Source organism: Paracoccus sp. SM22M-07, assembly GCF_001887735.1.
Classification (GTDB): Bacteria; Pseudomonadota; Alphaproteobacteria; order Rhodobacterales; family Rhodobacteraceae; genus Paracoccus.
Genome location: NZ_JPKW01000004.1, coordinates 15,166 through 36,640, shown reverse-complemented (window position 1 = coordinate 36,640; position 21,475 = coordinate 15,166). Strand labels below are relative to the sequence as shown.

The window sequence follows — 21,475 nt, the reverse complement described above, 5'->3', positions numbered from 1 at the left end:
GCCCATGTCATATCTGGACTATCAAGTCGCACAGGTCCCCACCGGGCTGCGCAAGGTCTTCTTCATCAACTGGCCGCTGGTCCTTCTGATCACCGCCGTCTGCTGCATCGGTTTCCTGATGCTCTATTCCGTGGCCGGCGGTCAGATCGAAACCTGGGCGCAGCCGCAGATGTACCGCTTTGCCGTCGGCATGGTCATCATGCTGGGGCTGGCCTTCGTACCGATGTGGTTCTGGCGCGGAATTTCGGTGTCGGCCTATGTGGTCTGCTTCCTGCTGCTGGTGGCGGTGGACCTGTTCGGGGCGATCGGCATGGGCGCACAGCGCTGGATCGATATCGGACCGATCCGCGTCCAGCCGTCCGAGCTGATGAAGATATCCCAGGTGCTGCTGCTTGCGGCCTATTACGACTGGCTGGACCTGAAAAAGGTGTCGCGCCCGCTTTGGGTGCTGATCCCGGTGGTGCTGATCCTGGCGCCGACGGGGCTGGTGCTGATGCAGCCCGACCTGGGCACGTCGATCATGCTGATCACCGGGGGCGGCATCGTGATGTTCGCCGCCGGCGTGTCGCTGTGGTATTTCGGGGCGGTGATCGGGGCGGGGGTTGGCCTGGTCTATGCCGTGATGCATTCGCGCGGCACCGACTGGCAACTGCTGAAGGATTATCAGTATCGCCGCATCGACACCTTCCTGGACCCCACCGCCGACCCCTTGGGCGCGGGCTATAACATCATCCAGAGCCAGATCGCACTGGGGTCGGGGGGCTGGTCGGGGCGCGGCTTCATGCAGGGGACGCAATCGCGGCTGAATTTCCTGCCCGAAAAGCATACCGACTTCATCTTCACCGTCCTCTCCGAGGAGTTCGGCTTTATCGGGGCCTTCTCGCTGCTGGCGCTCTATATGCTGATCGTGGGGTTCTGCCTCTATTCGGCGCTGTCGAACCGCGACCGTTTTGCCAGTCTGATCACCATCGGCATCAGCGGGACGTTCTTTTTGTATTTCGCCATCAACATGGCCACGGTGATGGGGCTGCTGCCCGCCAAGGGGTCGCCCCTGCCACTGGTCAGCTATGGCGGCACGTCGCTGATGATCCTGATGCTGGGCTTTGGCCTGGTGCAATCCGCCCATGTCCACAGACCGAGGTGACGTCATGAAGGTCCGCTTTTCCGCATCCCCCGCATCCTGGGACGAATGGGCACCCGCCCTCCGCGCCGCCGATCCGGGCATCGACCTGCATCGCGACGGTGATCCCGCCAGCTTCGATGCCATCATCTATGCCCCCGGCGGCGACATCACCGATTTCACGCCCTATCGGAACGTCTGCCTTGTCCAGAGCCTTTGGGCCGGGGTCGAACGGATCGTCACCAACGATACCCTGACCCAGCCCCTGGCGCGGATGGTCGATCCGGGTCTGGCGCAGGGCATGGCCGAATATTGCACGGGTTGGGCGATGCGGGCGCATCTGGGGATGGACGGCTATGGCCAGAACGGCATCTGGCGGAACGGCCATATCCCGCCGCTGGCCTCGGAACGCCCGGTTACCATCCTGGGGGTGGGCGAGCTGGGGCGCGCCACGGCGGCCATGCTGGGCGCGGTCGGCTTTCCCGTCACCGGCGTCAGCCATTCGGGTCGCGCCGTGCCGGGGATCGCCATGCATCCGCTGGCCGACCTGGACGAGGTGCTGGCCGGATCGCAGATCGTGATCTGCCTGCTGCCCGACACGGCCGATACACGAAACCTGCTGAATGCGCGCAGGCTGGCCCTGCTGCCCAAGGGGGCATGGATCATCAATGCCGGGCGCGGCACGCTGATCGACGATGATGCGCTGCTGCAGGGCCTGCGGGACGGGCGCCCGGCCCATGCGGTGCTGGACGTCTTTCGGTCGGAACCCCTGGCCCCCGATCATCCATTCTGGACGCATCCCGGCATCACGGTCACGCCCCATGTCGCCGCAGACACCCGTCCCGCGACGGCGGCTCCGGTCGCGGTGCAAAACCTGCGGCGCGCCATGCAGGGCCAGCCGGTCGACAACCTGGTGGATCGCGCCAAGGGTTACTGAGGGGGCTGCCGGTCCAGGTCGGGCCGGACATCCCCATCGCCCGGACGGTCGCGCAGGGCGGCCGCGCGTTGCAGCGCCAGCGCCGCGGCACGCTGCGATGCGCGCTCGATCCGGTCGGCCATCTTTTTTTCCCGCCGCCGCTGATAGGCGCGAAAGACCGGCACGGTCACGTAATGCACCCCGACCGACACGACCAGCCCCAGGATCGTGCCGCCCACCACATAGGGCCAGAAGATCTCAAAGAAGAAATCATGCAGCATGTTCCAATGCGCGACCTTGGGGCCGAACATGGACTGGATGTTGTGCCAGATCTCGCTGGTGGCGCGGGAGAATTCGCGAAAGATGAAATGCGGCGACAGATCGCCCTCAAGGCCCAGGATGTGGCGCCCCACCGCGGTCGAGGCGAAGGCGATGAAGGGCAGGGTGACCGGATTGCCGACAAAGGTCGCCAGCAGAGCCGCCAAGATGTTGCCGCCGATGATCCAGGCCGTCGCCGCCGCCGACAGGAAATGGAACCCGAAAAGCGGCGTGAAGGACACGAAGACACCGGACGCCACACCGCGCGCGATGCGATGCGGGTGGTCGGGCAGGCGGCGCAGACGGTACATGACATAGCGCGTCGCGCGACCCCATCCGCCACGGGGATAGATCATCTCGCTGGCGATCTGCCCGTAGCTGCGCGGTTTGCGTCTTTTGAACAAGTGACACCCGATCTGTGATGGTCACGGACCTCAACAACGGTCCCAAGGCCCTAGGGTTTCAGCGCAGGGTCGCGAATGCGTTCGACATGGGCAACATCGCTTTCCGCCTCCAGCGCGGTCAGCAGGTTGTGCAGGTGTTCGTGGTCCCGCAATTCCAGATCGACCTCGATGCGATAGAAATCCGACTTGCGCGTGATGAATTCCAGGTTCGAGATATTCGCCCCCTGCGCGCCGATCAAGGTGCAGATGCGCCCCAGCACGCCCGCGTCGTGACGGATGGTCAGGTGCAGCATGGTGGAATAGGCGGCGGGGTGACGCCCCTCGCGCCATTGCAGATCGACCCAACGATCGGGGCTGTCCTCGAATTCGGCCAGCACGGGGCAGTCGATGGCATGGATGACCACGCCCGCCCCGCGATAGGTGATGCCCACGATGCGTTCGCCCGGCAAGGGGTTGCAGCAGGGCGCGCGCTTGAAATTGGCGTCGGCTTCCAAGCCCGCGAAGGGACGTTCGCTGTCGATCTCGTCGTGGTGATCGACCAGTTCGGGATAAAGAACCCCCAGAACCTCCTTGGCGGAATTCTCGGCGCTGCCGATGCGGGCCAGAAGCTCTTCAGCGGAAGGCAGGCTCATCTGCTTGGCGGCGGTGCGCAGCGCCTTGTCGGTCACCTTGCGCCCGACATGTTCAAAGCTGACGCGCACCAGTTCGCGCCCCAACCGGATGAAGCGGTCGCGGTCTTCCTCGCGCAGAGACCGCCGGATCGCGGCCTTGGCACGGCCGGTGACCACGATGTCCAGCCAGGTCATCTGCGGGCGCTGGCCGCTGGCGGCGATGATCTCGACCGACTGGCCGTTGCGCAGGCGCGTCCACAGCGGCACGCGGATGCCGTCGATCTTGGCCCCGACGCAGGAATTGCCAAGCCGCGTGTGGATCGCATAGGCGAAATCGATCGGCGTCGCGCCGCGCGGCAGCTGCATCACGTCGCCCTTGGGCGTGAAGCAGAAGACCTGGTCCTGGTACATCTCCATCTTGACATGTTCCAGGAACTCGTTGTGGTCCTCGGTGTCGAAGCGGTCGTTCAGGCTGGCGATCCATTCGGCCGGATCGACGGCAAAGGGGTTCCGGGTGCGCACGCCATCGCGATAGGCCCAATGCGCGGCGACGCCGGCCTCGGCGACCTCGTGCATCTGGCGGGTCCGGATCTGCACCTCGACCCGCTTGCCGTCACGCCCGGATACCGTGGTGTGGATCGAGCGGTAGCCGTTCGATTTCGGCTGGCTGATGTAATCCTTGAACCGCCCCGGCACGGCGCGCCAGCGATGATGGATGACGCCCAAGACGCGATAGCAGTCCATTTCGCTGCGCGTGATGATGCGGAAACCATAGATGTCGGACAGCCGCGAAAAGGCCAGCTGCTTTTCCTGCATCTTGCGCCAGACGCTGAAGGGCTTCTTGGCACGGCCGAAGACGTCGGCGTCGATGCCTTCGCGTTCCAGTTCGGCGCGGATGTCGGTGGTGATCTGGCCGATGATGTCGCCGCTGTCCTTCTGCAGGCTGACAAAGCGGCGGATGATCGAACTGCGGGCTTCGGGGTTGATGACCTTGAAGGCCAGGTCCTCCAGCTCCTCGCGCATCCACTGCATGCCCATCCGGCCCGCCAGGGGGGCGTAGATGTCCATCGTCTCGCGCGCCTTCTTGACCTGCTTGTCGGGACGCATGGACCGGATGGTGCGCATGTTGTGCAGCCGGTCGGCCAGCTTGACCAGAATGACCCGCATGTCGCGCGACATGGCCATGAAAAGCTTGCGGAAGTTCTCGGCCTGCTTGGACTGGGTGCTGGACAGTTCCAGGTTGGTCAGCTTGGTCACGCCATCGACAAGCTCGGCGATCTCGGGGCTGAACATGCCCGCGACCTCTTCCTTGGTCGAGCGGGTGTCCTCGATCGTGTCGTGCAGGAGGGCGGTGATGATGGTGGCATCATCCAGCCGCATTTCCGTCAGGATGGCGGCGACGGCAATGGGATGGGTGAAATAGGGTTCGCCGGAATGGCGGAACTGGCCCTCATGCATCCGCATGCCATATTCATAGGCGTCGCGGATCAGGGCGGCATTGCTGCGCGGGTTGTAGTTTCGCACCAGGGCAAGCAGATCCTCGACGTCAATCATGATAGTGTCGAAGACCTCGTCTGCCCTGTGCTTTCGTGCGTTCGTATCAGCCGCGCTGGTTGGCTTCCAGCATCATCCGCAGCATCCGCTCTTCCGATTCCTCGTCGGCGGGCTTGGGACGATCCACTTCGGCACCCAGCAGAAGCGCCATGGCGTCTTCTTCCGGCTCGTCGACCTCGATCTGGGTCTGGGTCGATTCGATCATCCGCTCGCGCAGCTCATCGACGGGTTGGGTTTCGTCCGCGATCTCGCGCAGGGCGACGACCGGGTTCTTGTCGTTGTCACGATCGACGGTCGGCGCGGAGCCGGCCGTGATTTCGCGGGCGCGATGCGAGGCGAGCATCACCAGATCAAAGCGGTTGGGAACTTTGTCGACGCAGTCTTCAACCGTTACGCGGGCCATGAATCACCTGTGCAGTTGCGAATCGGATATTCGGGGCGAAAAAGGACTGATGGTCAGAACCGGGCCGATTGTCAAGCCAAAGCCGGGAAATCGGCGGGGTTCAGGGGCATCATTCCCGCCATCGCATCATCGGGCAGCCGGGCCAGCATCCGGGTGACGGACCGCCCGGTCAGGGGGTGGCGCCATTCCGGCGCGATTTCGGCCAGGGGACCAAGAACAAAGCCGCGATCCTGCAGCCGCGGGTGGGGCAGGATCAGCCGGTCGGGCGCGCGACGGCGCTGCTGATCGGGGGCCAGATCGATCCAGTGGCGCAGCGTGTCGGCATCGGGGGCGATCTTGTCGTCCAATGCGATCAGGTCCAGATCCAGCACCCGCGCCGACCAGCGGCCCGTGCTGCGGTCGCGACCGAAATCTGCTTCGATCGCATGCAACGCCTCCAGCAGAGGCTCGGCCGGCAACGAGGACGCGATCACCGCCACGGCATTGGCGAAATCGGGCCCGGAACCCGCGGGAAAGGCCGGCGTTCGCCAGAAGCGGCTGACAGAAGATATTGAAATTTCAGGGTGTTCGTGCAAGGTGATCAATGCGCTGCGCAAGCTGGCCCAAAGGTCCTGCGCCGGTCCGGGAATATTTGCGCCAAGCGCAACGATACCAAAAGACAGGTTAACCATAGTTTATCCTTCGTCCTACAGATAACATGGCGTGATTTGAATACGAACGGGTCCCTCACCCCGCACGTGCGATAGGCGCCTTGATCTTGCAAGTCCATCAAAGGCAACAAAATGTTTTACAAAGATGACAGATTGGCGATCTTCATAGACGGCGCAAATCTTTACGCGGCGGCGAAATCGCTGGGTTTCGACATTGACTACAAGCTGCTGCGCCAGGAATTCGACCGGCGCGGCAAGCTGACCCGCGCCTATTACTATACCGCCCTGGTCGAGGGCGACGAATATTCCCCGATCCGCCCGCTGGTCGACTGGCTGCATTACAACGGTTTCTGCGTGGTGACCAAGCCCGCCCGCGAATACACCGACGCCCAGGGCCGCCGCAAGATCAAGGGCAACATGGATATCGAGCTGACCGTCAACGCGATGGAATTGGCCCCCCATCTGGACCATATCGTCATCTTCTCGGGCGACGGCGATTTCCGTCCTCTGGTCGAGGCCCTGCAGCGGCAGGGCGTCCGCGTGTCGGTCGTGTCCACGATCCGCAGCCAGCCCCCGATGATCGCCGATGACCTGCGCCGCCAGGCCGACAATTTCATTGAACTGGAGGCCCTGCGCGACATCATCGGACGTCCGCCCCGCGAACCCCAGCAGGTCGAGACCTGATCGTCGGCCAGATCCCACCTGCGCCCGGCCGCTGGTCGGCGCTGGCCCTGATCTGCGCTGGCGTGATCGGGGCGATGGCCTGCTGGTTTTCGACCACGGCCATCGGTCCCGACCTGGCGGCGCATTGGGCGCTGTCCGACGGGCAGGCGGCCTGGCTGACGAATGCGGTGCAGATCGGCTTCGTGCTGGGGGCGCTGGCGTCGTCAGCCGTGAACCTGCCCGATATCATGGCGATGACGCGGCTGATCGCCATCGCCGCCACCCTGACCGCGCTGGCCAATGCCGCCGTCCTGTTGGAACCGGGTTTCGCTGGCCTGCTGCTGGCGCGTCTGGCCACCGGATTTGCGCTGGCGGGCGTCTATCCCCCGGCCTTGAAGCTGATGGCGACCTGGTTCGTCACCGGGCGCGGGCTGGCCATGGGGCTGCTGGTGGGCGCGCTGACGGTCGGATCGGCGGCGCCGCATCTGCTGCGCGCCTTGGGGCAGGGGCTGGATTGGCGGCTGGTCGTGGCGGGGGCCAGCATCGCCGCGTTCAGTTCGGCGGCGATCTTCGGCCTGGCCGTGCGCGAGGGGCCGCATGGTTTCGCCCGCGCCCGTTTCGATCCGCGCCAGACCCTGGCCGTGCTGCGCAATCGCCCGGTCCGCTTGGCCAATCTGGGTTATTTCGGCCATATGTGGGAGCTTTATGCCATGTGGGCCTGGTTCCTGTCCTTTGCCATCGCGGCCATGCAGGCAGGCCGGTTGCCTGCGGGCAGCGCCTCGGGGCTGACTTTCGCGGTGATCGCATCGGGGGTGAACGGCTGCGCGATCGGCGGCTGGCTGTCCGACCGGATCGGGCGTTGCCTGACCACGGCGGGCATGATGACGATATCGGGATGCTGCACGGTGCTAGTCTGCCTGGCATGGGGCGGCCCCGCCTGGCTGCTGGTGTTGGTGGCGATCATCTGGGGCATCAGCATCATCGGCGACAGCGCCCAGTTCTCGGCCGCCGTGACCGAACTGTCGGACCCGCGCCTTGTCGGAACGGCCCTGACGATGCAGCTGGCCCTGGGCTTTGCGCTGACGGTGGTCGCGATCTGGCTGATGCCGCATGTGGCGGCGCTGCTGGGGGGCTGGCGATGGGCCTTTCTGGCGCTGCTGCCCGGCCCGGTGATGGGGGTCTGGGCCATGATGCGCCTGCGCGGGCTGCCCCAGGCGGCGGCCATGGCGTCCGGGCGGCGTTGAAGAAGGGTGGTGGTGCGGACGGCGGGACTTGAACCCGCACTTCCTTACGGAAAACAGATTTTCGTACCACTTCGACTTTCGCCGCCGCCTTTCGGGCGTTCGTGGTCTGGACTATCCCTTCACCATCATCCCGCAAGGGGTCCCAGGTGCCGCCCGTCTAGTCTCTACACCTTCCCGACAGGTCGGGCTTGGCTCGGGATTGGCACGGGGGGCGACCCCCACAGCTTTCCCCGAATTTGAGCGGTTCTACTCCGCCGGTTTCCCGACGGGCACTCCAAAACTTAAAGTCTGGTGCGTCTACCGATTTCGCCACGTCCGCGTGACCGTCTTGGCATATCGCAAACCCCGCCCCCTTCGGCAAGGGACTTGATGAAGTTCATGCATCAAAAGGGGAACTGCGATCCTTTCCGCAAGTTGAAGCCCCAGATGCGCCAGCAGCACGAGGAGGCCAGCATGTCCGACATCACCGACCAGCACGGCAACGCAGGCGAATTGCACCAAAGAGGTGGCGACACGCTGACCACCAACCAGGGCATTCCCATTTCCGACAATCAGAACAGCCTGAAGGCCGGAGCGAAGGGTCCGACGCTGCTAGAAGATTTTGTTCTTCGCGAAAAGATTTTCCATTTTGACCACGAGCGGATCCCGGAGCGGATCGTCCACGCCCGCGGTTCGGGCGCGCATGGCTATTTCGAATGCACCGACCCGATCCCCGAGCTGACCTCGGCCAGTCTTCTGTCGAAGAAGACCAGGATCCCGGTCTTCACGCGTTTTTCCACCGTGGCGGGCGGCGCAGGCAGCGTCGATACGCCCCGCGACGTGCGCGGTTTCGCCGTGAAGTTCTATACCGAGGAAGGCAATTGGGACCTTGTCGGCAACGACATCCCCGTCTTTTTCATTCAGGACGCGATCAAGTTCCCCGACCTGATCCATTCGGTCAAGATGGAGGCCGACAAGGGCTATCCCCAAGCCGCCAGCGCGCATGACACCTTTTGGGATTTCGTGTCGCTGATGCCGGAATCGATGCACATGGTCATGTGGGCCATGTCCGACCGCGGCATTCCGCGCAGCCTGCGCATGATCGAGGGTTTCGGCATCCACACCTTCCGGCTGGTCAATGCCGAGGGCAAGTCCACCTTCGTCAAGTTCCACTGGAAGCCTAAGCTGGGCCTGCAGAGCCAGGTCTGGAACGAGGCCGTCAAGACCGCTGGCGCGAACCAGGATTACCATCGTCAGGACCTGTGGGAGGCCATCGAGGCCGGCGATTACCCCGAATGGGAACTGGGCATCCAGACCTTCGACGCCGAATGGGCCGCCAAGCAGCCCTATGACGTGCTGGATTCGACCAAGCTGATCCCCGAAGAGGACATTCCCGTCCGCATCGTGGGGCGCATGGTTCTGGACCGCAATCCGGACAACTTCTTTGCCGAGACCGAGCAGGTGGCCTTCTGCCCCGCCAATATCGTGCCCGGCATCGATTTCACCGATGACCCGCTGCTGCAGGGCCGCCTGTTCAGCTATCTGGATACGCAGAAGTCGCGTCTGGGGACGGCGAATTTCCACCAGATCCCGATCAATGCGCCGAAATGCCCGATGCACAACTTCCAACGTGACGGCATGATGCAGATGGCGGTGCCGAAGGGCCGTGCCAATTACGAGCCCAACAGCCTGGACCAGGCGGGCGAAGATCCCGGCCCCCGCGCCACGGATCAGGGCTTCAAGACGGTCGAGAAGATGACCGATCTGGGCTATGAACCCGACCAAAAACTGCGGGTGCGCCCCGAATTGTTCGGCGATCACTACAGCCAGGCGCGCTTGTTCTATCGCAGCCAGACCGAACCCGAACAGCGCCACATCGCCGACGCGATCACCTTCGAGCTGTCAAAGGTGGGTCTGGGTCACGTGATCCAGCGCGTGCTGGGCCACCTGCGCGTCATCGACGAAGAACTGGCCGAGATGGTCGCCGAAGGTCTGGCCGAGGATCTGCCCGAGGCCGCCAAGCCGCATCGTGCGGTGGTCGACATGCCCGTTTCGGACGCGCTGTCGATCATGAAAAGCGCCAAGCATACCCTGAAGGGCCGTCATGTCGGCATCCTGATCGGCGATGGCGGCGATACGGCCAAGGCCGATGCCATCAAGGCGGCGGTCGAGGCCGAGGGCGGCATGGTCACCATGATCGCCAAGGAACGCGGCAAGGCCGAGGCTCAGCTGGCCGGCACGCCTTCGGTGCTGCTGGATGCGGTGGCGCTGGTGCTGGGGCAGGATGACGGGGCGAAATTCGCCAAGTACAAGCCGGCGATCGACTTCGTCTCGGATGCTTTCGCCCACCTGAAGGCCATCGGTTGCGACGATGCGGCGGCACCGCTGCTGAAGGCGGCAGGGGTTCAGCCCGACGAAGGGGTGACCGGGTTGGAAGCCGGTGCCTTCGTCAAGGCGGCGGCCAAGCGGTTCTATGCCCGCGAAGAAAAGCTGTGGTGATCTGATGCTTGGGGCATGGCCCCGGTGATCGCGGAAAGGGGCGGGCATGTGCCCGCCCCTTTTGCCATTCGGGCCTCAGCCATAGCTGCGGGTGGGGCGGTCGAAGACCTTGCGGCCCATCAGGCTGCCGACCAGATCGACCATCAGCTTGGCCGTGCGCCCGCGTTCGTCCAAAAACGGGTTCAGCTCGACCAGGTCCAGCGATGTCACCAGTTCGGATTCGTGCAGCAGCTCCATCACCAGATGGGCCTCGCGGAAGGTGGCGCCCCCGGGCACCGTGGTCCCCACCGCCGGCGCGATGGAAGGGTCCAGGAAATCCACGTCCAGGCTGACATGCAGCAGCCCGTTGGCATCACGCACCCGGTCAAGGAAGGTGCGCAGCGGCGCGACGATGCCCTGTTCGTCCAGGACGCGCATGTCGTTGACGGTGATGTCGGTGGGCTGCATGGCCGCCAGTTCGGCGGGATCGACGCTGCGGATGCCGAACATGCAGATGTTTTCGCCCGGGATCGGGGCCGGGAAGGGCGGGAAGGGATCAAAGCCCGGCTGGCCGTTGGCATAGGCCATGGGCGTGCCATGCAGGTTCCCCGACGTGGTCGAGGCGACGCTGTGGAAATCGCTATGCGCGTCCAGCCAGATCACGAATTGCGGACGGCCGATATTGGCGGCATGCGACGCGACCCCCGCCACGGTGCCCAGGGCCAGCGAATGATCGCCACCCATGATGATGGGCATGCCGTCGGGCAGGGCCGCCTGCGTGGCCTGCGACAGGGCGCGGGTCCAGGCGATGGTTTCGGGCAGGTGATGGACGGCGGGATTGTCGCAGGTCTGCTCGCCAGGCGCGTCGGGGGCGACGTCGCCCCGATCCTCGACGCTGTGGCCAAGGGCGGACAGGGTGCCTGCCAGCCCCGCGGTGCGATAGGCGGCAGGGCCCATCAGGCAGCCGGGGCGGCGCTGCCCTTCGTCCACGGGCGCGCCGATGAGGATGCAATGGGTCATCCGGATCTCCGTTATTGATATCGGGATAAGACCCGCGCCGGCGGGGAATGTCCACCGGTCGGCCTGGGGGCCGCCGGGACTTTGCCCCCGCATCCTGAGACGGGCGGGGGCGTGCTGGTCAAAAAGATGCCTGGGGTCGGCGGCCAGAGAGACGAACCGCGTTACCTGGGTAGCCCGGCCGGGGGCCGGGACAGCGTTGGCCTCAGCTGCGGACGCCCTTGAAGCGTTCCTCCCACTCGGCGCGATTGTCGTCCGAAATCTTGGCGAACAGCACCTCGGGGACGGTGAAGGCATGGCCTGCGGGCAGGGCCTGCAGGGCGGCGGCGACATCATCGGGCCAGCCGGCATCCTCCGCGTTCATCGCCGCAAGCGTCGATCTCGCCGCGAAGGGGATGAAGGGTTCCGACAGGACGCCGTAAAGGCGGATCAGGTTCAGGCCCATGCGGACCTGCATCGCGGCCTTGTCGGGATCGGTCTTGAAGGCCGCCCACGGGGCCGCCGATTGCAGGTATTCGTTGCCGCGCACCCAGATGCCGCGCAGTTCGGCCGAGGCCTTGCGGATCTCCATGTCGTTCATCATCCGCTCGTAATTGCGGATGCGGGTGGTCAGATCGGCGATCAGCTGGTCTTCCTCGGGGCCGTAGGCGGGGCTGTCGGGGACGGTTTCGCCGAACTTGCTGCGGCAGAACTTGGTGATGCGGCTGACGAAATTGCCCAGCACGTCGGCCAGATCCTTGTTCACCGATTGCTGGAAGTTTTCCCAGGTGAACTCGCTGTCGCCCGATTCGGGGGCGTGCGACAGCAGCCACCAGCGCCAGTAATCGGCAGGCAGGATCGACAGGGCGTGGTCCATGAAGACGCCGCGCCCCTGGCTGGTCGAGAACTGACCGCCGTCATAGGTCAGATAGTTGAAGGACTTGATGTAATCGACCATCTTCCACGGCTCGCCCGACCCGATCAGGGTCGCGGGGAAGGACAGCGTGTGGAAGGGGACGTTATCCTTGCCCATGAACTGGGTATAGGTCACGTCCTCGGCGCCTTCGTCCTTGCGCCACCAGCTGCGCCAGTCGGCGTCGCTGCGACCGTTGGCATCGGCCCATTCGGCGGTGGCGGCGATATATTCGATGGGCGCGTCGAACCAGACATAGAAGACCTTGCCCTCCATCCCCGGCCAGTCCTTGTCGCCATGCTTGACCGGAACACCCCAGTCCAGATCGCGGGTGATGCCGCGATCCTGCAGGCCGTCGCCATCGTTCAACCATTTCCGGGCGATCGAGGTGGTCAGGATCGGCCAGTCGGTCTTGCTGTCGATCCAGGCGGCGATGTCGTCTTTCAGGGCGGACTGGCGCAGATACAGGTGCTTGGTCTCGCGCACCTCCAGGTCAGTGCTGCCGCTGATGGCGCTGCGCGGGTCGATCAGGTCGGTGGGGTCCAGCTGCTTGGTGCAGTTTTCGCACTGATCGCCGCGCGCCTTGTCGTAGCCGCAATTGGGGCAGGTGCCCTCGATATAGCGGTCGGGCAGATAGCGGCCGTCGGTGATGGAATAGACCTGCTTCTCGGACACTTCGCGGATATAGCCGCGATCGGCCAGCTGGCCCGCGAAATGCTGGGTCAGGGCGCGGTTGCGGTCGCTGCTGGAGCGTCCGTAATGGTCGAAGGACAGCCCGAAGCCGCGCGCCAGTTCGGCCTGTTCGGCATGCATCCGCGCGCAGTAATCGGCCACGGCCTCGCCGGTCTTGGCGGCGGCCAGCTCGGCGGGGGTGCCATGTTCGTCGGTGGCGCAGATGAACATCACCTCGTGGCCGCGGGCGCGCTGATAGCGGGCGAACAGGTCGGCGGGCAGCTGGGACCCGACAAGGTTCCCCAGATGCTTGATGCCGTTGATATAGGGCAGGGCAGAGGTGATCAGATGGCGGGCCATGGAATGCGTCCTTTTCAGTCGGCGCATCTCTAGCCCTTGTGGGGGGCAAATGAAAGATCCGCGCTGATCTGGGTATGCGGGGTGACGTGGCGGCGGTGATTGCAACTTTGGGCGGGATGCTGCAGTTGGGATACCTTTCACACAAATGTCACAGAGATCCTCTTGCCAGATACTGCAATCCACCGCTTTCCGCCTCCAACGCTGGTCTTTGCCATCACCTGTCTGACCAGTCTGCTGGTCCTGCTGACGGGGCTGGTCCTGTCCCACACCCCCAAGGAGGTCTTTGCCGAAAGCGGTCCGATCGAGCGTCTTTCGGCGCTGTACCTGATCCTGTCGGCAGTTCTGCTGGCTCTGATGTCGGAACGCGGGCGCTGGCATCAGGTGGTGCTGGTCGCGGCCGCCGGGTTGCGGGAACTGGACTGGGACAAGGCCTTCACCGACAGCGGCGTCCTGTCGCTGCGGCTTTATTCGGGGGATGCGCCGTTGATCCAGAAGGCCGCGGGTCTGGTGGTGCTGTCATTGCTGATTGCGGCCGGGATCAGGCTGCTGCGCCGCGATCTGGGCCCTTGGTTGCGGAACCTGCGGGCAGGACGGCCGGCGGCATGGCTGATCGCATTGATCCTGGTGATGCATGCGGTGGCCAAGTCGCTGGACGGATTGGGGCGAAAGCTGGCGCCTTGGGGGATCGATTTGGCCGAATGGACCAACAGGCTGGCCGGACGCAGCGAAGAGGCGCTGGAGCTGATTGCCGCGATCCTGATCCTGCAGATCGTCGTCCTGATCCGGCACAATGACGGGCGCCACAACGGCCGCGCATGAAAAAAGCCGCCCCGGGGGGCGGCTTTTCCGCATCGGCCAAAGGCGTCAGCGACGGCGGTCGCGGCGCGAACTCATGGGTTGGAAGGCGACGCCGACATGGGCCTCGCAATAGGGTTTGCCCGATTGGCTGGGCAACCCGCAGAACCAGAACTTGTCGGTCGCCGGATCGCCGATGGGCCATTTGCAGGTCCGTTCGGTCAGTTCCATCAGGGACAGCTTGCGGGCGCGCTTTTCGACCTCGCGGACCGAGGCCAGCGCTTCGGGGCTGATCTCGTTGGCCGAGGGCTGCGGCGGCAGGGGCTGACCTGCGGGCACGATCGGGCGACGGGGGACGGGCGTGAACACCGGCTGGGGCGCGGGTTCTTCCTCGGCCTCATCGGGTTCGGCCTCGACCGGTTCGGGGCGGGCGGGCGCAGGCTGGGGCGCCGGAGCGGCCACCTTGGGCGCTGCGGGCTTCTTGGGGGCCGCGGGTTCGGGCGCGGGGGCTGCCGCAGCGGGTGCGGGGGCGGCCTCGGCCTCGTCGTTGCGGTTCGACAGGCCAAGGCGATGCACCTTGCCGATCACGGCGTTGCGGGTGACGCCCCCCAGTTCTTTGGCGATGGCACTGGCCGACTGGCCCTCGGACCACATGCGCTTCAGCGTCTCGACACGTTCATCCGTCCAGGACATGGCTGCCTTTCCGGGCGGGTCTGACCTGCCGCCCCATCTTGTAACCTGCGATTGGTCCCGTCAGAAACGGGATGCCGAGATTTAGCTGTCGGTGCACAGAAATTCAAGGACCGCATGATGACCCCGCAAATGATCCCCGACCGCCCCGCGATGGGTGTCCGCCGTTTCGGCCGCGTGAACTGGCTTGGCCTGCGAACCCTGGCCACGCGTGAGGTGATGCGGTTCATGGCGGTCTGGCAGCAGACCATCTTTGCGCCGCTGATGACGGCGGGGCTGTTCGTGGTGGTCTTTGCGCTGGCCCTGGGGCAGGGACGCGGAGAGATCATGGGCCTGCCCTACTTGGTCTTTCTGGGTCCGGGCATCCTGATGATGACGGTCATCCAGAACAGTTTCGCCAACACCTCCAGCAGCATCACCGCCGCCAAGGTGCAGGGCAACATCGTCGACACGCTGATGCCGCCGCTGTCGGCGGGGGAACTGCTGGCGGGATACCTGTCGGGATCGGTCGTCCGGGCGGGACTTGTCGCAACCGTGATCGGAACCGGGATGATGCTGGTGACGCAGCGCGGCATCAGCCATCCGCTGTGGGCGCTGTGCTTCGTGCTGCTGGCTGCGGTGCTGCTGGGGGGCCTGGGCATCCTGGCCGGGATCATGGCGCAGAAATTCGACCAGATGGCGGCGATCACCAATTTCATCATCACGCCGCTCAGCTTTCTGTCGGGGACCTTCTATTCGGTCCAGACCCTGCCGCAGCCCTTCAACACGCTGTCGCACTGGAACCCGATCTTCTATCTGATCGACGGGGCGCGCTACGGCGTCACCGGGGTCAGCGACGCCCCGCCGCTGCGCGGCGCGCTGATCTGCACCGCGGTGGCGGCGGTCGTCCTGTACATCGCGTGGCGCTGGCTGAAGACCGGCTATCGCATGAAACCGTGATGGGCGCGCAAATAGCGCTTGCGTCGCGGGTGCATCCTGCGCATCTTTCCGGGCATGAGCAAACGACGTGCCCGCATCATCCGACGCTGACGCAGCCCCCGCGGGCCGCGTCCCGCCCCCGTTTGCCTTTCCCTTCCGCGTTCCCTGATCCCGTTGCCGGAGCCTTTCCATGATTTCGCATGTCCTGCCGACCTATAATCGCGCGCCCCTGTCCTTTGAACGCGGCGAGGGCGCCTGGGCCATCACCGCCGACGGGACCCGATACCTGGATCTGGGCGCGGGCATCGCGGTGAACGTGCTGGGCCATGCCAATCCCGATCTGGTGGCGGCGCTGACCGAACAGGCGGGCAGGATCTGGCATGTGTCGAACCTCTATCAGATCCCCCAGCAGGAGCGGCTGGCGACCGCGCTGGTGGAAAACACCTTTGCAGACACCGTCTTCTTCACCAATTCCGGCACCGAGGCCGCCGAGCTGGCCATCAAGATGGTGCGCAAGTACTGGGACCATGCGGGCGATCCTGACCGGATCGAGATCCTGACCTTCGAGGGCGCCTTTCACGGCCGGTCCACCGGTGCCATCGCGGCGTCGGGGGCGGAAAAGATGGTCAAGGGCTTTGGCCCGCTGATGCCGGGCTTTCGCACCCTGCCCTGGGGCGATCTGGAGGCATTGAAGGCCGCCATCTCGGACCGCACCGCCGCCGTCATGCTGGAGCCCGTCCAAGGCGAGGGCGGCATCCGCCCCATTTCCGATCAGGATCTGCGCGCCATCCGCGCGCTGTGCGATGAAACCGGCGCCCTGCTGGTTCTGGACGAGGTGCAATGCGGCGTCGGCCGGACCGGACGCCTGTTTGCGCATGAATATGCCGGCATCACCCCCGACGTGATGATGGTCGCCAAGGGCATCGGCGGCGGATTTCCCCTGGGGGCCGTGCTGGCCACGGAGGAGGCCGCATCGGGCATGGTGGCGGGGAGCCATGGTTCGACCTATGGCGGCAACCCCTTGGCCTGTGCTGTGGGCGCGCGCGTCATGCAGATCGTCGCCGACCCCGATTTTCTGGCGGAGGTGAACCGAAAGGGCGGTCTGTTCCGCCAGAAGCTGGAGGGGCTGATCGCCGCCCATCCGGACGTTTTCGAGGCCGTGCGCGGGCAGGGGCTGATGCTGGGCCTGAAATGCAGGATCGCGCCGGTCGATCTGGTCAAGGCGGGCTATGATCAGCAGATCCTGACCGTGCCCGCCGCGGACAACACCCTGCGCCTGCTGCCGCCGCTGAACATCTCGGATGAGGAGATCGCCGAGGCGGTGGCCCGGCTGGATCGCGCCGCAAGCGCCCTGGCGGCCTGAGGATGGAACGCCACGCTGGCGGCCCGGCGCATCACCGCCTGCGATGAGGGCATCTGTTTCGTGAAAACATTCCCGGGGGCGGTCATGGTGGCATGACCGAGGCATCGCCCTCTTGACCCCGGGGCCCCAAGCAGGCTTGCTTGCGAAAATCGCCGAAAGACAGACAGATGACCCATTTCCTGGATATCCATACGACCGACCGCGACGACCTGCGGTCCATCATCGACAATGCCAAGGCGATGAAACTGGCCCGTGACGGCTTGCCCAAGGGCACGCCGGATCAGGACCAGCCCCTGGCGGGCCACATGGTCGCGCTGATCTTTGAAAAGCCCTCGACCCGGACGCGCGTCAGCTTTGACGTGGGCGTGCGCCAGATGGGGGGGCAGACGATGATCCTGTCGGGGTCCGAGATGCAGCTGGGCCATGGTGAAACCATCGCCGACACGGCCCGGGTGCTGTCGCGCTATGTCGATCTGATCATGATCCGCACCTTCGAAGAGGCGACCCTGCTGGAGATGGCCGAACATGCCACGGTGCCGGTCATCAACGGGCTGACGAACCGGACCCATCCCTGCCAGATCATGGCCGACATCATGACCTTCGAGGAACATCGCGGCCCCATCGCGGGCAAGAAGGTGGTCTGGTCGGGTGACGGCAACAATGTCTTTGCAAGCTTTGCCCATGCGGCGGGGCAGTTCGGCTTCGACCTGACCTTTACCGGGCCGCCGCCCCTGGACCCCGAACGCGAATGGCTGGATTACGCGGCATCCATGGGCCATCCCGTGACGATCGAACGCGACCCCAACAAGGCCGTCATCGGGGCCGATCTGGTCGTCACCGACACCTGGGTCAGCATGCACGACCCGCAATCGGCCAAGGAACGGCGTCACAACCAGCTGCGCGGGTATCAGGTGAATGCCGACCTGATGGCCAAGGCCCGGCCGGATGCGCTGTTCATGCATTGTCTGCCGGCGCATCGCGATGACGAAGCCACCAGCGAGGTGATGGACGGCCCGCATTCGGTCATCTTCGACGAGGCAGAAAACAGGCTGCATGCCCAGAAAGCGATCATGCGCCATTGCCTGCGCCGCTAGACCGCGTCATGATAAGAAAGATGCCCCGGAGCGCCTGATCATGCCGCCCCGGGGCGCTTTTCCCCGAAATTCGCGTTTCCTGGCCCGGACCACCGATCATGTGATCCGGGATTGCGGCGTTCAGCCGATGGCAGCGGCGCGGATTTCGTCGTCGATGGCGTCCAGGTACTGCGCGAAATTGTCGCAGAACATCTGAACCAGCTTCCGCGCCTGCGCGTCATAGGCCGAAGGATCGTCCCAGGTGCGACGCGGATCCAGCAGCACATCGCTGACGCCCGGAACGCTGACGGGAACCTCGAAGCCGAAATTCGGGTCCTTGCGGAACTCGACCTCATTCAGGCTGCCATCCAAGGCCGCCGACAGCAGGTTGCGCGTGGCCGCGATGGGCATGCGCGACCCGGTGCCAAAGGCCCCGCCGGTCCAGCCGGTGTTCACCAGCCAGCAGGATGCGCCATGCTGGGCAATCTTTTGCTGCAGCAGCTTGCCATAGACCTCGGGGCGGCGCGGCATGAAGGGCGCGCCAAAGCAGGTCGAGAAGGTCGGGATCGGTTCGACCACGCCGACCTCGGTGCCCGGCGTCTTGGCGGTGAAGCCCGACAGGAAGTGATACATCGCCTGCGCCGGGGTCAGCCGCGCGATGGGCGGCAGCACGCCATAAGCGTCGCAGGTCAGCATGATGACGTTTTTCGGGTTGCCGCCCCGGCTGGTCCGGGATGCGTTCGAGATCGCATCCAGCGGATAGGCGCAGCGCATGTTGTCGGTGATCGAGTTGTCCTCGAAATCCAGCTCAAGGCTGTCAGGATCGCTGACCATGTTCTCGATCACGGTGCCGAAGCGCGACGTGGTGGCAAAGATCTCGGGCTCGGCCTTGGGCGACAGGTTGATGGTCTTGGCGTAGCAGCCGCCCTCGAAGTTGAAGATGCCGGTGTCCGACCAGCCATGTTCGTCATCGCCGATCAACACGCGCGACGGATCGGCCGACAACGTCGTCTTGCCCGTGCCCGACAGGCCGAAGAAGATGGCGCTGTCTTCGGGATCGCCCGGCGCATGGTTCGCGCTGCAATGCATCGGCATGATGCCCTTGCCCGGCAGGATATAGTTCAGCAGGGTAAAGACCGATTTCTTGTTTTCACCCGCATAGGCGGTATTGGCAATCAGGATCAGCTTCTTGTCGAAGTTGAGCGCAATGACGGTTTCCGACCGGCAACCATGACGCGCGGGATCGGCCTTGAAGCCCGGGCAGTTGATGATCGTGAATTCCGGGGCGAATGTCGCCAGTTCCTCGGCCTCGGGGCGGCGCAGCAGGTGGCGGATGAACAGACCGTGCCATGCCATCTCGGTGATGACACGCACATCCAGGCGATGCGCGGGATCGGCGCCGCCGAACAGGTCCTGCACGAAATAATCGCGGCCTTTCATGTGCTCCAGCATGTCGGCATGCAGGCGGTCGAAGGCGTCGGGTTGCATGGGGGCATTGTTGTCCCACCAGATCGTGTCTTCGACGGAAGGGGTGCGGACGACGAACTTGTCCTTGGGGGACCGACCGGTATGTGCCCCGGTGGATACCAGGAACGTCCCGCCAAGGCCCAACTTGCCCTCGCCGCGTGCGACGGCCTCGGTCATCAGGGCGGGTTCCAGCAGGTTGTAATGAACCTGGCCCAGCCCGGTGATGCCTTGGTCTTCCAGTCGGCAGTTCGGGTTCACGCGCGTCGTCATCTGGGGCTCCTGATCCATGGATTGTAGGCCGTCATCGTGGTTTCGTTGGAATCGGCTATAGCATGGCGATTTTGGGGCGAAACAAACCGGCGCTAACAGTTAGCGCAAACTGCAAATGTTATCGCCAACGGGATGGTTTTCGGGCGCCGGGGCACGGATCATGGCCGCCAAGGACAGGACGAAACGCAGAAGGTGATTCGCATGCGGCAGATCCACGCGACGACCATCGCATTAGATGGCAGGGGGCTGATCATCACCGGCCCGTCGGGCTCGGGCAAATCGACCCTGGCCCTTCAACTGATGGCCGTGGGCGCCCAGCTGGTGGCCGATGATCGCACCGATCTGCGCCTGTCGGCAGGCCATCTAATCGCCCAGGCCCCGCCGCCCCTGCTGGGCCAGATCGAGGCGCGGGGCGTCGGCATCCTGAGCGCCAAGCCCTCGCCGCCAGTGCCGGTCGTCGCAGCCGTCGATCTGGGCCTTGAGGAAATGGAGCGTTTGCCACAGGTGCGACATCGCGAATGGTTGGGAATCCGGGTTTTGCTTGTATCGGGGCCGTATCGACCGCATCTTTACGCTGCGCTGCGGCAGTTGATGCTGGGCCAACGCCTGGCATAGCCGCCCGACCCGACATGTGAAGGAAGACGGATGGGCCAAGACGCTCCGATCATCGAAGACGCGCCGCGTGGCGGTCAGAGACTGGTGCTGGTCACCGGCCCGTCGGGGGCTGGCAGGTCCACCGCGATCAACGTGCTGGAGGATCTGGGCTTCGAGGCGATCGACAACCTGCCTTTGTCGCTGATCCCGCGCCTGTTGGACGGTCCCGCCCGTCCCGTGCCTCTGGCCTTGGGTCTGGACGTGCGCAACCGCGATTTCTCGACCTCGAACGTGATCGAGTTGATCGATCGTCTGACGCGGATGCCGGGCTATTCCCCCGAAGTCCTGTTTCTGGATTGCGATGCGGATGTCCTTGTGCGCCGCTTCAACGAGACGCGCCGCCGCCATCCCTTGAACCCTGACAGCGAGCCGATGGCCGGTGTCCTGGCGGAAATCGACATTCTGGCCCCCATCCGCGCGCGGGCCGATGTGCTGCTGGACACATCGGAACTGTCACCTCATGACCTCAAGGCCGAATTGACGCGCTGGTTCGATCTGCGACCGGGCAAGAACCTCAGCGTGTCGCTGCATTCGTTCAGCTACAAGCGCGGGGTGCCCCGGGGCGTCGACGTGATGTTCGATTGCCGCTTTCTGGCGAACCCGCATTGGGAACCCGAATTGCGGGCCTTGGACGGCCGCGACCGGCGTGTCCAGGACCACGTGATCGCCGATCCGCGATTCGAAGAATTTTTCCTGCGGACCCGCGGTCTGGTTGAATTTCTTCTGCCGGCACATCTGCAAGAGGGCAAATCCCATCTTGCCGTAGGGTTCGGGTGTACCGGGGGGCAACACCGTTCCGTCACTTTGGTGGAAAAGATGGCCGTGGCGCTTGCGGATGCAGGCTGGCCGGTGTCAATAAGACATAGGGAACTCGAGCGTCGCAATGCGGCGCTGCATTCTGCCGGAGATGCATCGCCCAACGGCGAGGCACGACCGACGCAGAGGCAGGCGTCATGAAGACGCG

Annotated in this window: 19 protein-coding genes; 11 read left to right on the top strand and 8 right to left on the bottom strand. The window is 64.6% G+C overall.

Annotated features, from left to right (window positions below; translation table 11 throughout):
• Positions 1-4 precede the first annotated feature (4 nt).
• On the top strand, positions 5-1,144 hold the full coding sequence (rodA, locus tag IE00_RS07070) for a rod shape-determining protein RodA (protein WP_072296397.1): 1,140 nt from the start codon (positions 5-7) through the stop codon (positions 1,142-1,144).
• On the top strand, positions 1,125-2,057 hold the full coding sequence (locus IE00_RS07065) for a glyoxylate/hydroxypyruvate reductase A (RefSeq protein WP_240493812.1): 933 nt from the start codon (positions 1,125-1,127) through the stop codon (positions 2,055-2,057). The genes rodA and IE00_RS07065 overlap by 20 nt, the downstream gene beginning before the upstream one ends.
• Here the strand turns inward: IE00_RS07065 and IE00_RS07060 are convergent.
• From IE00_RS07060 to folK, 4 genes are all read right to left on the bottom strand, one after another.
• Positions 2,051-2,710: a DUF2062 domain-containing protein gene (locus IE00_RS07060; RefSeq protein WP_083554225.1), complete on the bottom strand. Its 660-nt coding sequence runs from the start codon at positions 2,708-2,710 to the stop codon at positions 2,051-2,053. The two genes, IE00_RS07065 and IE00_RS07060, sit on opposite strands and share 7 nt — an antisense overlap.
• A 98-nt stretch (positions 2,711-2,808) precedes the next feature.
• A complete protein-coding gene (locus IE00_RS07055; protein ID WP_072296394.1) occupies positions 2,809-4,923 on the bottom strand; it encodes a bifunctional (p)ppGpp synthetase/guanosine-3',5'-bis(diphosphate) 3'-pyrophosphohydrolase in 2,115 nt (704 codons plus the stop codon).
• A 46-nt stretch (positions 4,924-4,969) separates the two neighbouring features.
• Positions 4,970-5,326, bottom strand: a complete 357-nt coding sequence (gene rpoZ / locus IE00_RS07050) for a DNA-directed RNA polymerase subunit omega (RefSeq protein ID WP_072296393.1) — start codon at positions 5,324-5,326, stop codon at positions 4,970-4,972.
• 71 nt (positions 5,327-5,397) lie between these two features.
• On the bottom strand, positions 5,398-5,997 hold the full coding sequence (gene folK, locus IE00_RS07045; RefSeq protein ID WP_072296392.1) for a 2-amino-4-hydroxy-6-hydroxymethyldihydropteridine diphosphokinase: 600 nt from the start codon (positions 5,995-5,997) through the stop codon (positions 5,398-5,400).
• A gap of 111 nt (positions 5,998-6,108) precedes the next feature.
• On the opposite strand from folK, the gene IE00_RS07040 reads away from it, so the two are divergent.
• The 3 genes from IE00_RS07040 to IE00_RS07030 all read left to right on the top strand — a co-directional run bounded on the left by IE00_RS07040 (position 6,109) and on the right by IE00_RS07030 (position 10,361).
• Positions 6,109-6,660, top strand: a complete 552-nt coding sequence (locus tag IE00_RS07040; protein ID WP_072296391.1) for an NYN domain-containing protein — start codon at positions 6,109-6,111, stop codon at positions 6,658-6,660.
• A gap of 62 nt (positions 6,661-6,722) precedes the next feature.
• Positions 6,723-7,883: an MFS transporter gene (locus tag IE00_RS07035; protein WP_240493811.1), complete on the top strand. Its 1,161-nt coding sequence runs from the start codon at positions 6,723-6,725 to the stop codon at positions 7,881-7,883.
• 369 nt (positions 7,884-8,252) lie between these two features.
• Complete coding sequence (locus IE00_RS07030) at positions 8,253-10,361, top strand: catalase (protein ID WP_240493810.1); 2,109 nt, start codon at positions 8,253-8,255, stop codon at positions 10,359-10,361.
• Between the two features lie 75 nt (positions 10,362-10,436).
• On the opposite strand, the gene rocF is transcribed toward IE00_RS07030, so the two are convergent.
• Positions 10,437-11,366: an arginase gene (gene rocF, locus IE00_RS07025; RefSeq protein ID WP_170864113.1), complete on the bottom strand. Its 930-nt coding sequence runs from the start codon at positions 11,364-11,366 to the stop codon at positions 10,437-10,439.
• Positions 11,367-11,562: 196 nt separating this feature from the next.
• A complete protein-coding gene (gene metG / locus IE00_RS07020; RefSeq protein ID WP_072296388.1) occupies positions 11,563-13,281 on the bottom strand; it encodes a methionine--tRNA ligase in 1,719 nt (572 codons plus the stop codon).
• Between the two features lie 162 nt (positions 13,282-13,443).
• On the opposite strand from metG, the gene IE00_RS07015 reads away from it, so the two are divergent.
• Positions 13,444-14,100: a hypothetical protein gene (locus tag IE00_RS07015; protein WP_072296387.1), complete on the top strand. Its 657-nt coding sequence runs from the start codon at positions 13,444-13,446 to the stop codon at positions 14,098-14,100.
• Between the two features lie 45 nt (positions 14,101-14,145).
• Here the strand turns inward: IE00_RS07015 and IE00_RS07010 are convergent, their stop codons facing one another.
• On the bottom strand, positions 14,146-14,769 hold the full coding sequence (locus IE00_RS07010; protein ID WP_072296386.1) for a GcrA family cell cycle regulator: 624 nt from the start codon (positions 14,767-14,769) through the stop codon (positions 14,146-14,148).
• Positions 14,770-14,886: 117 nt separating this feature from the next.
• Here IE00_RS07010 and IE00_RS07005 point away from each other — a divergent pair, with 117 nt between their 5' ends.
• The 3 genes from IE00_RS07005 to argF all read left to right on the top strand — a co-directional run bounded on the left by IE00_RS07005 (position 14,887) and on the right by argF (position 18,141).
• Positions 14,887-15,705, top strand: coding sequence for an ABC transporter permease (locus IE00_RS07005; protein WP_240493809.1), 819 nt, complete (start codon positions 14,887-14,889; stop codon positions 15,703-15,705).
• A 169-nt stretch (positions 15,706-15,874) separates the two neighbouring features.
• Entirely contained in the window at positions 15,875-17,047 is a 1,173-nt protein-coding gene (locus tag IE00_RS07000; RefSeq protein WP_072296384.1) for an aspartate aminotransferase family protein, read from the top strand.
• Positions 17,048-17,214: 167 nt separating this feature from the next.
• Positions 17,215-18,141, top strand: coding sequence for an ornithine carbamoyltransferase (gene argF / locus IE00_RS06995; protein ID WP_072296383.1), 927 nt, complete (start codon positions 17,215-17,217; stop codon positions 18,139-18,141).
• Positions 18,142-18,261: 120 nt separating this feature from the next.
• Here the strand turns inward: argF and IE00_RS06990 are convergent, their stop codons facing one another.
• The gene (locus tag IE00_RS06990; protein WP_072296830.1) at positions 18,262-19,857 is read right to left on the bottom strand and encodes a phosphoenolpyruvate carboxykinase; all 1,596 of its coding nucleotides are present in this window, start codon (positions 19,855-19,857) and stop codon (positions 18,262-18,264) included.
• Positions 19,858-20,058: 201 nt separating this feature from the next.
• On the opposite strand from IE00_RS06990, the gene IE00_RS20510 reads away from it, so the two are divergent.
• Together IE00_RS20510 and rapZ are read left to right on the top strand one after the other, a co-directional pair.
• The gene (locus IE00_RS20510; RefSeq protein ID WP_072296829.1) at positions 20,059-20,472 is read left to right on the top strand and encodes an HPr kinase/phosphorylase; all 414 of its coding nucleotides are present in this window, start codon (positions 20,059-20,061) and stop codon (positions 20,470-20,472) included.
• A 30-nt stretch (positions 20,473-20,502) separates the two neighbouring features.
• Positions 20,503-21,468 (top strand): RNase adapter RapZ, encoded by a 966-nt coding sequence (rapZ, locus tag IE00_RS19465; RefSeq protein ID WP_139291362.1) that lies wholly within the window; start codon positions 20,503-20,505, stop codon positions 21,466-21,468.
• The last annotated feature ends 7 nt before the right edge of the window (positions 21,469-21,475 follow it).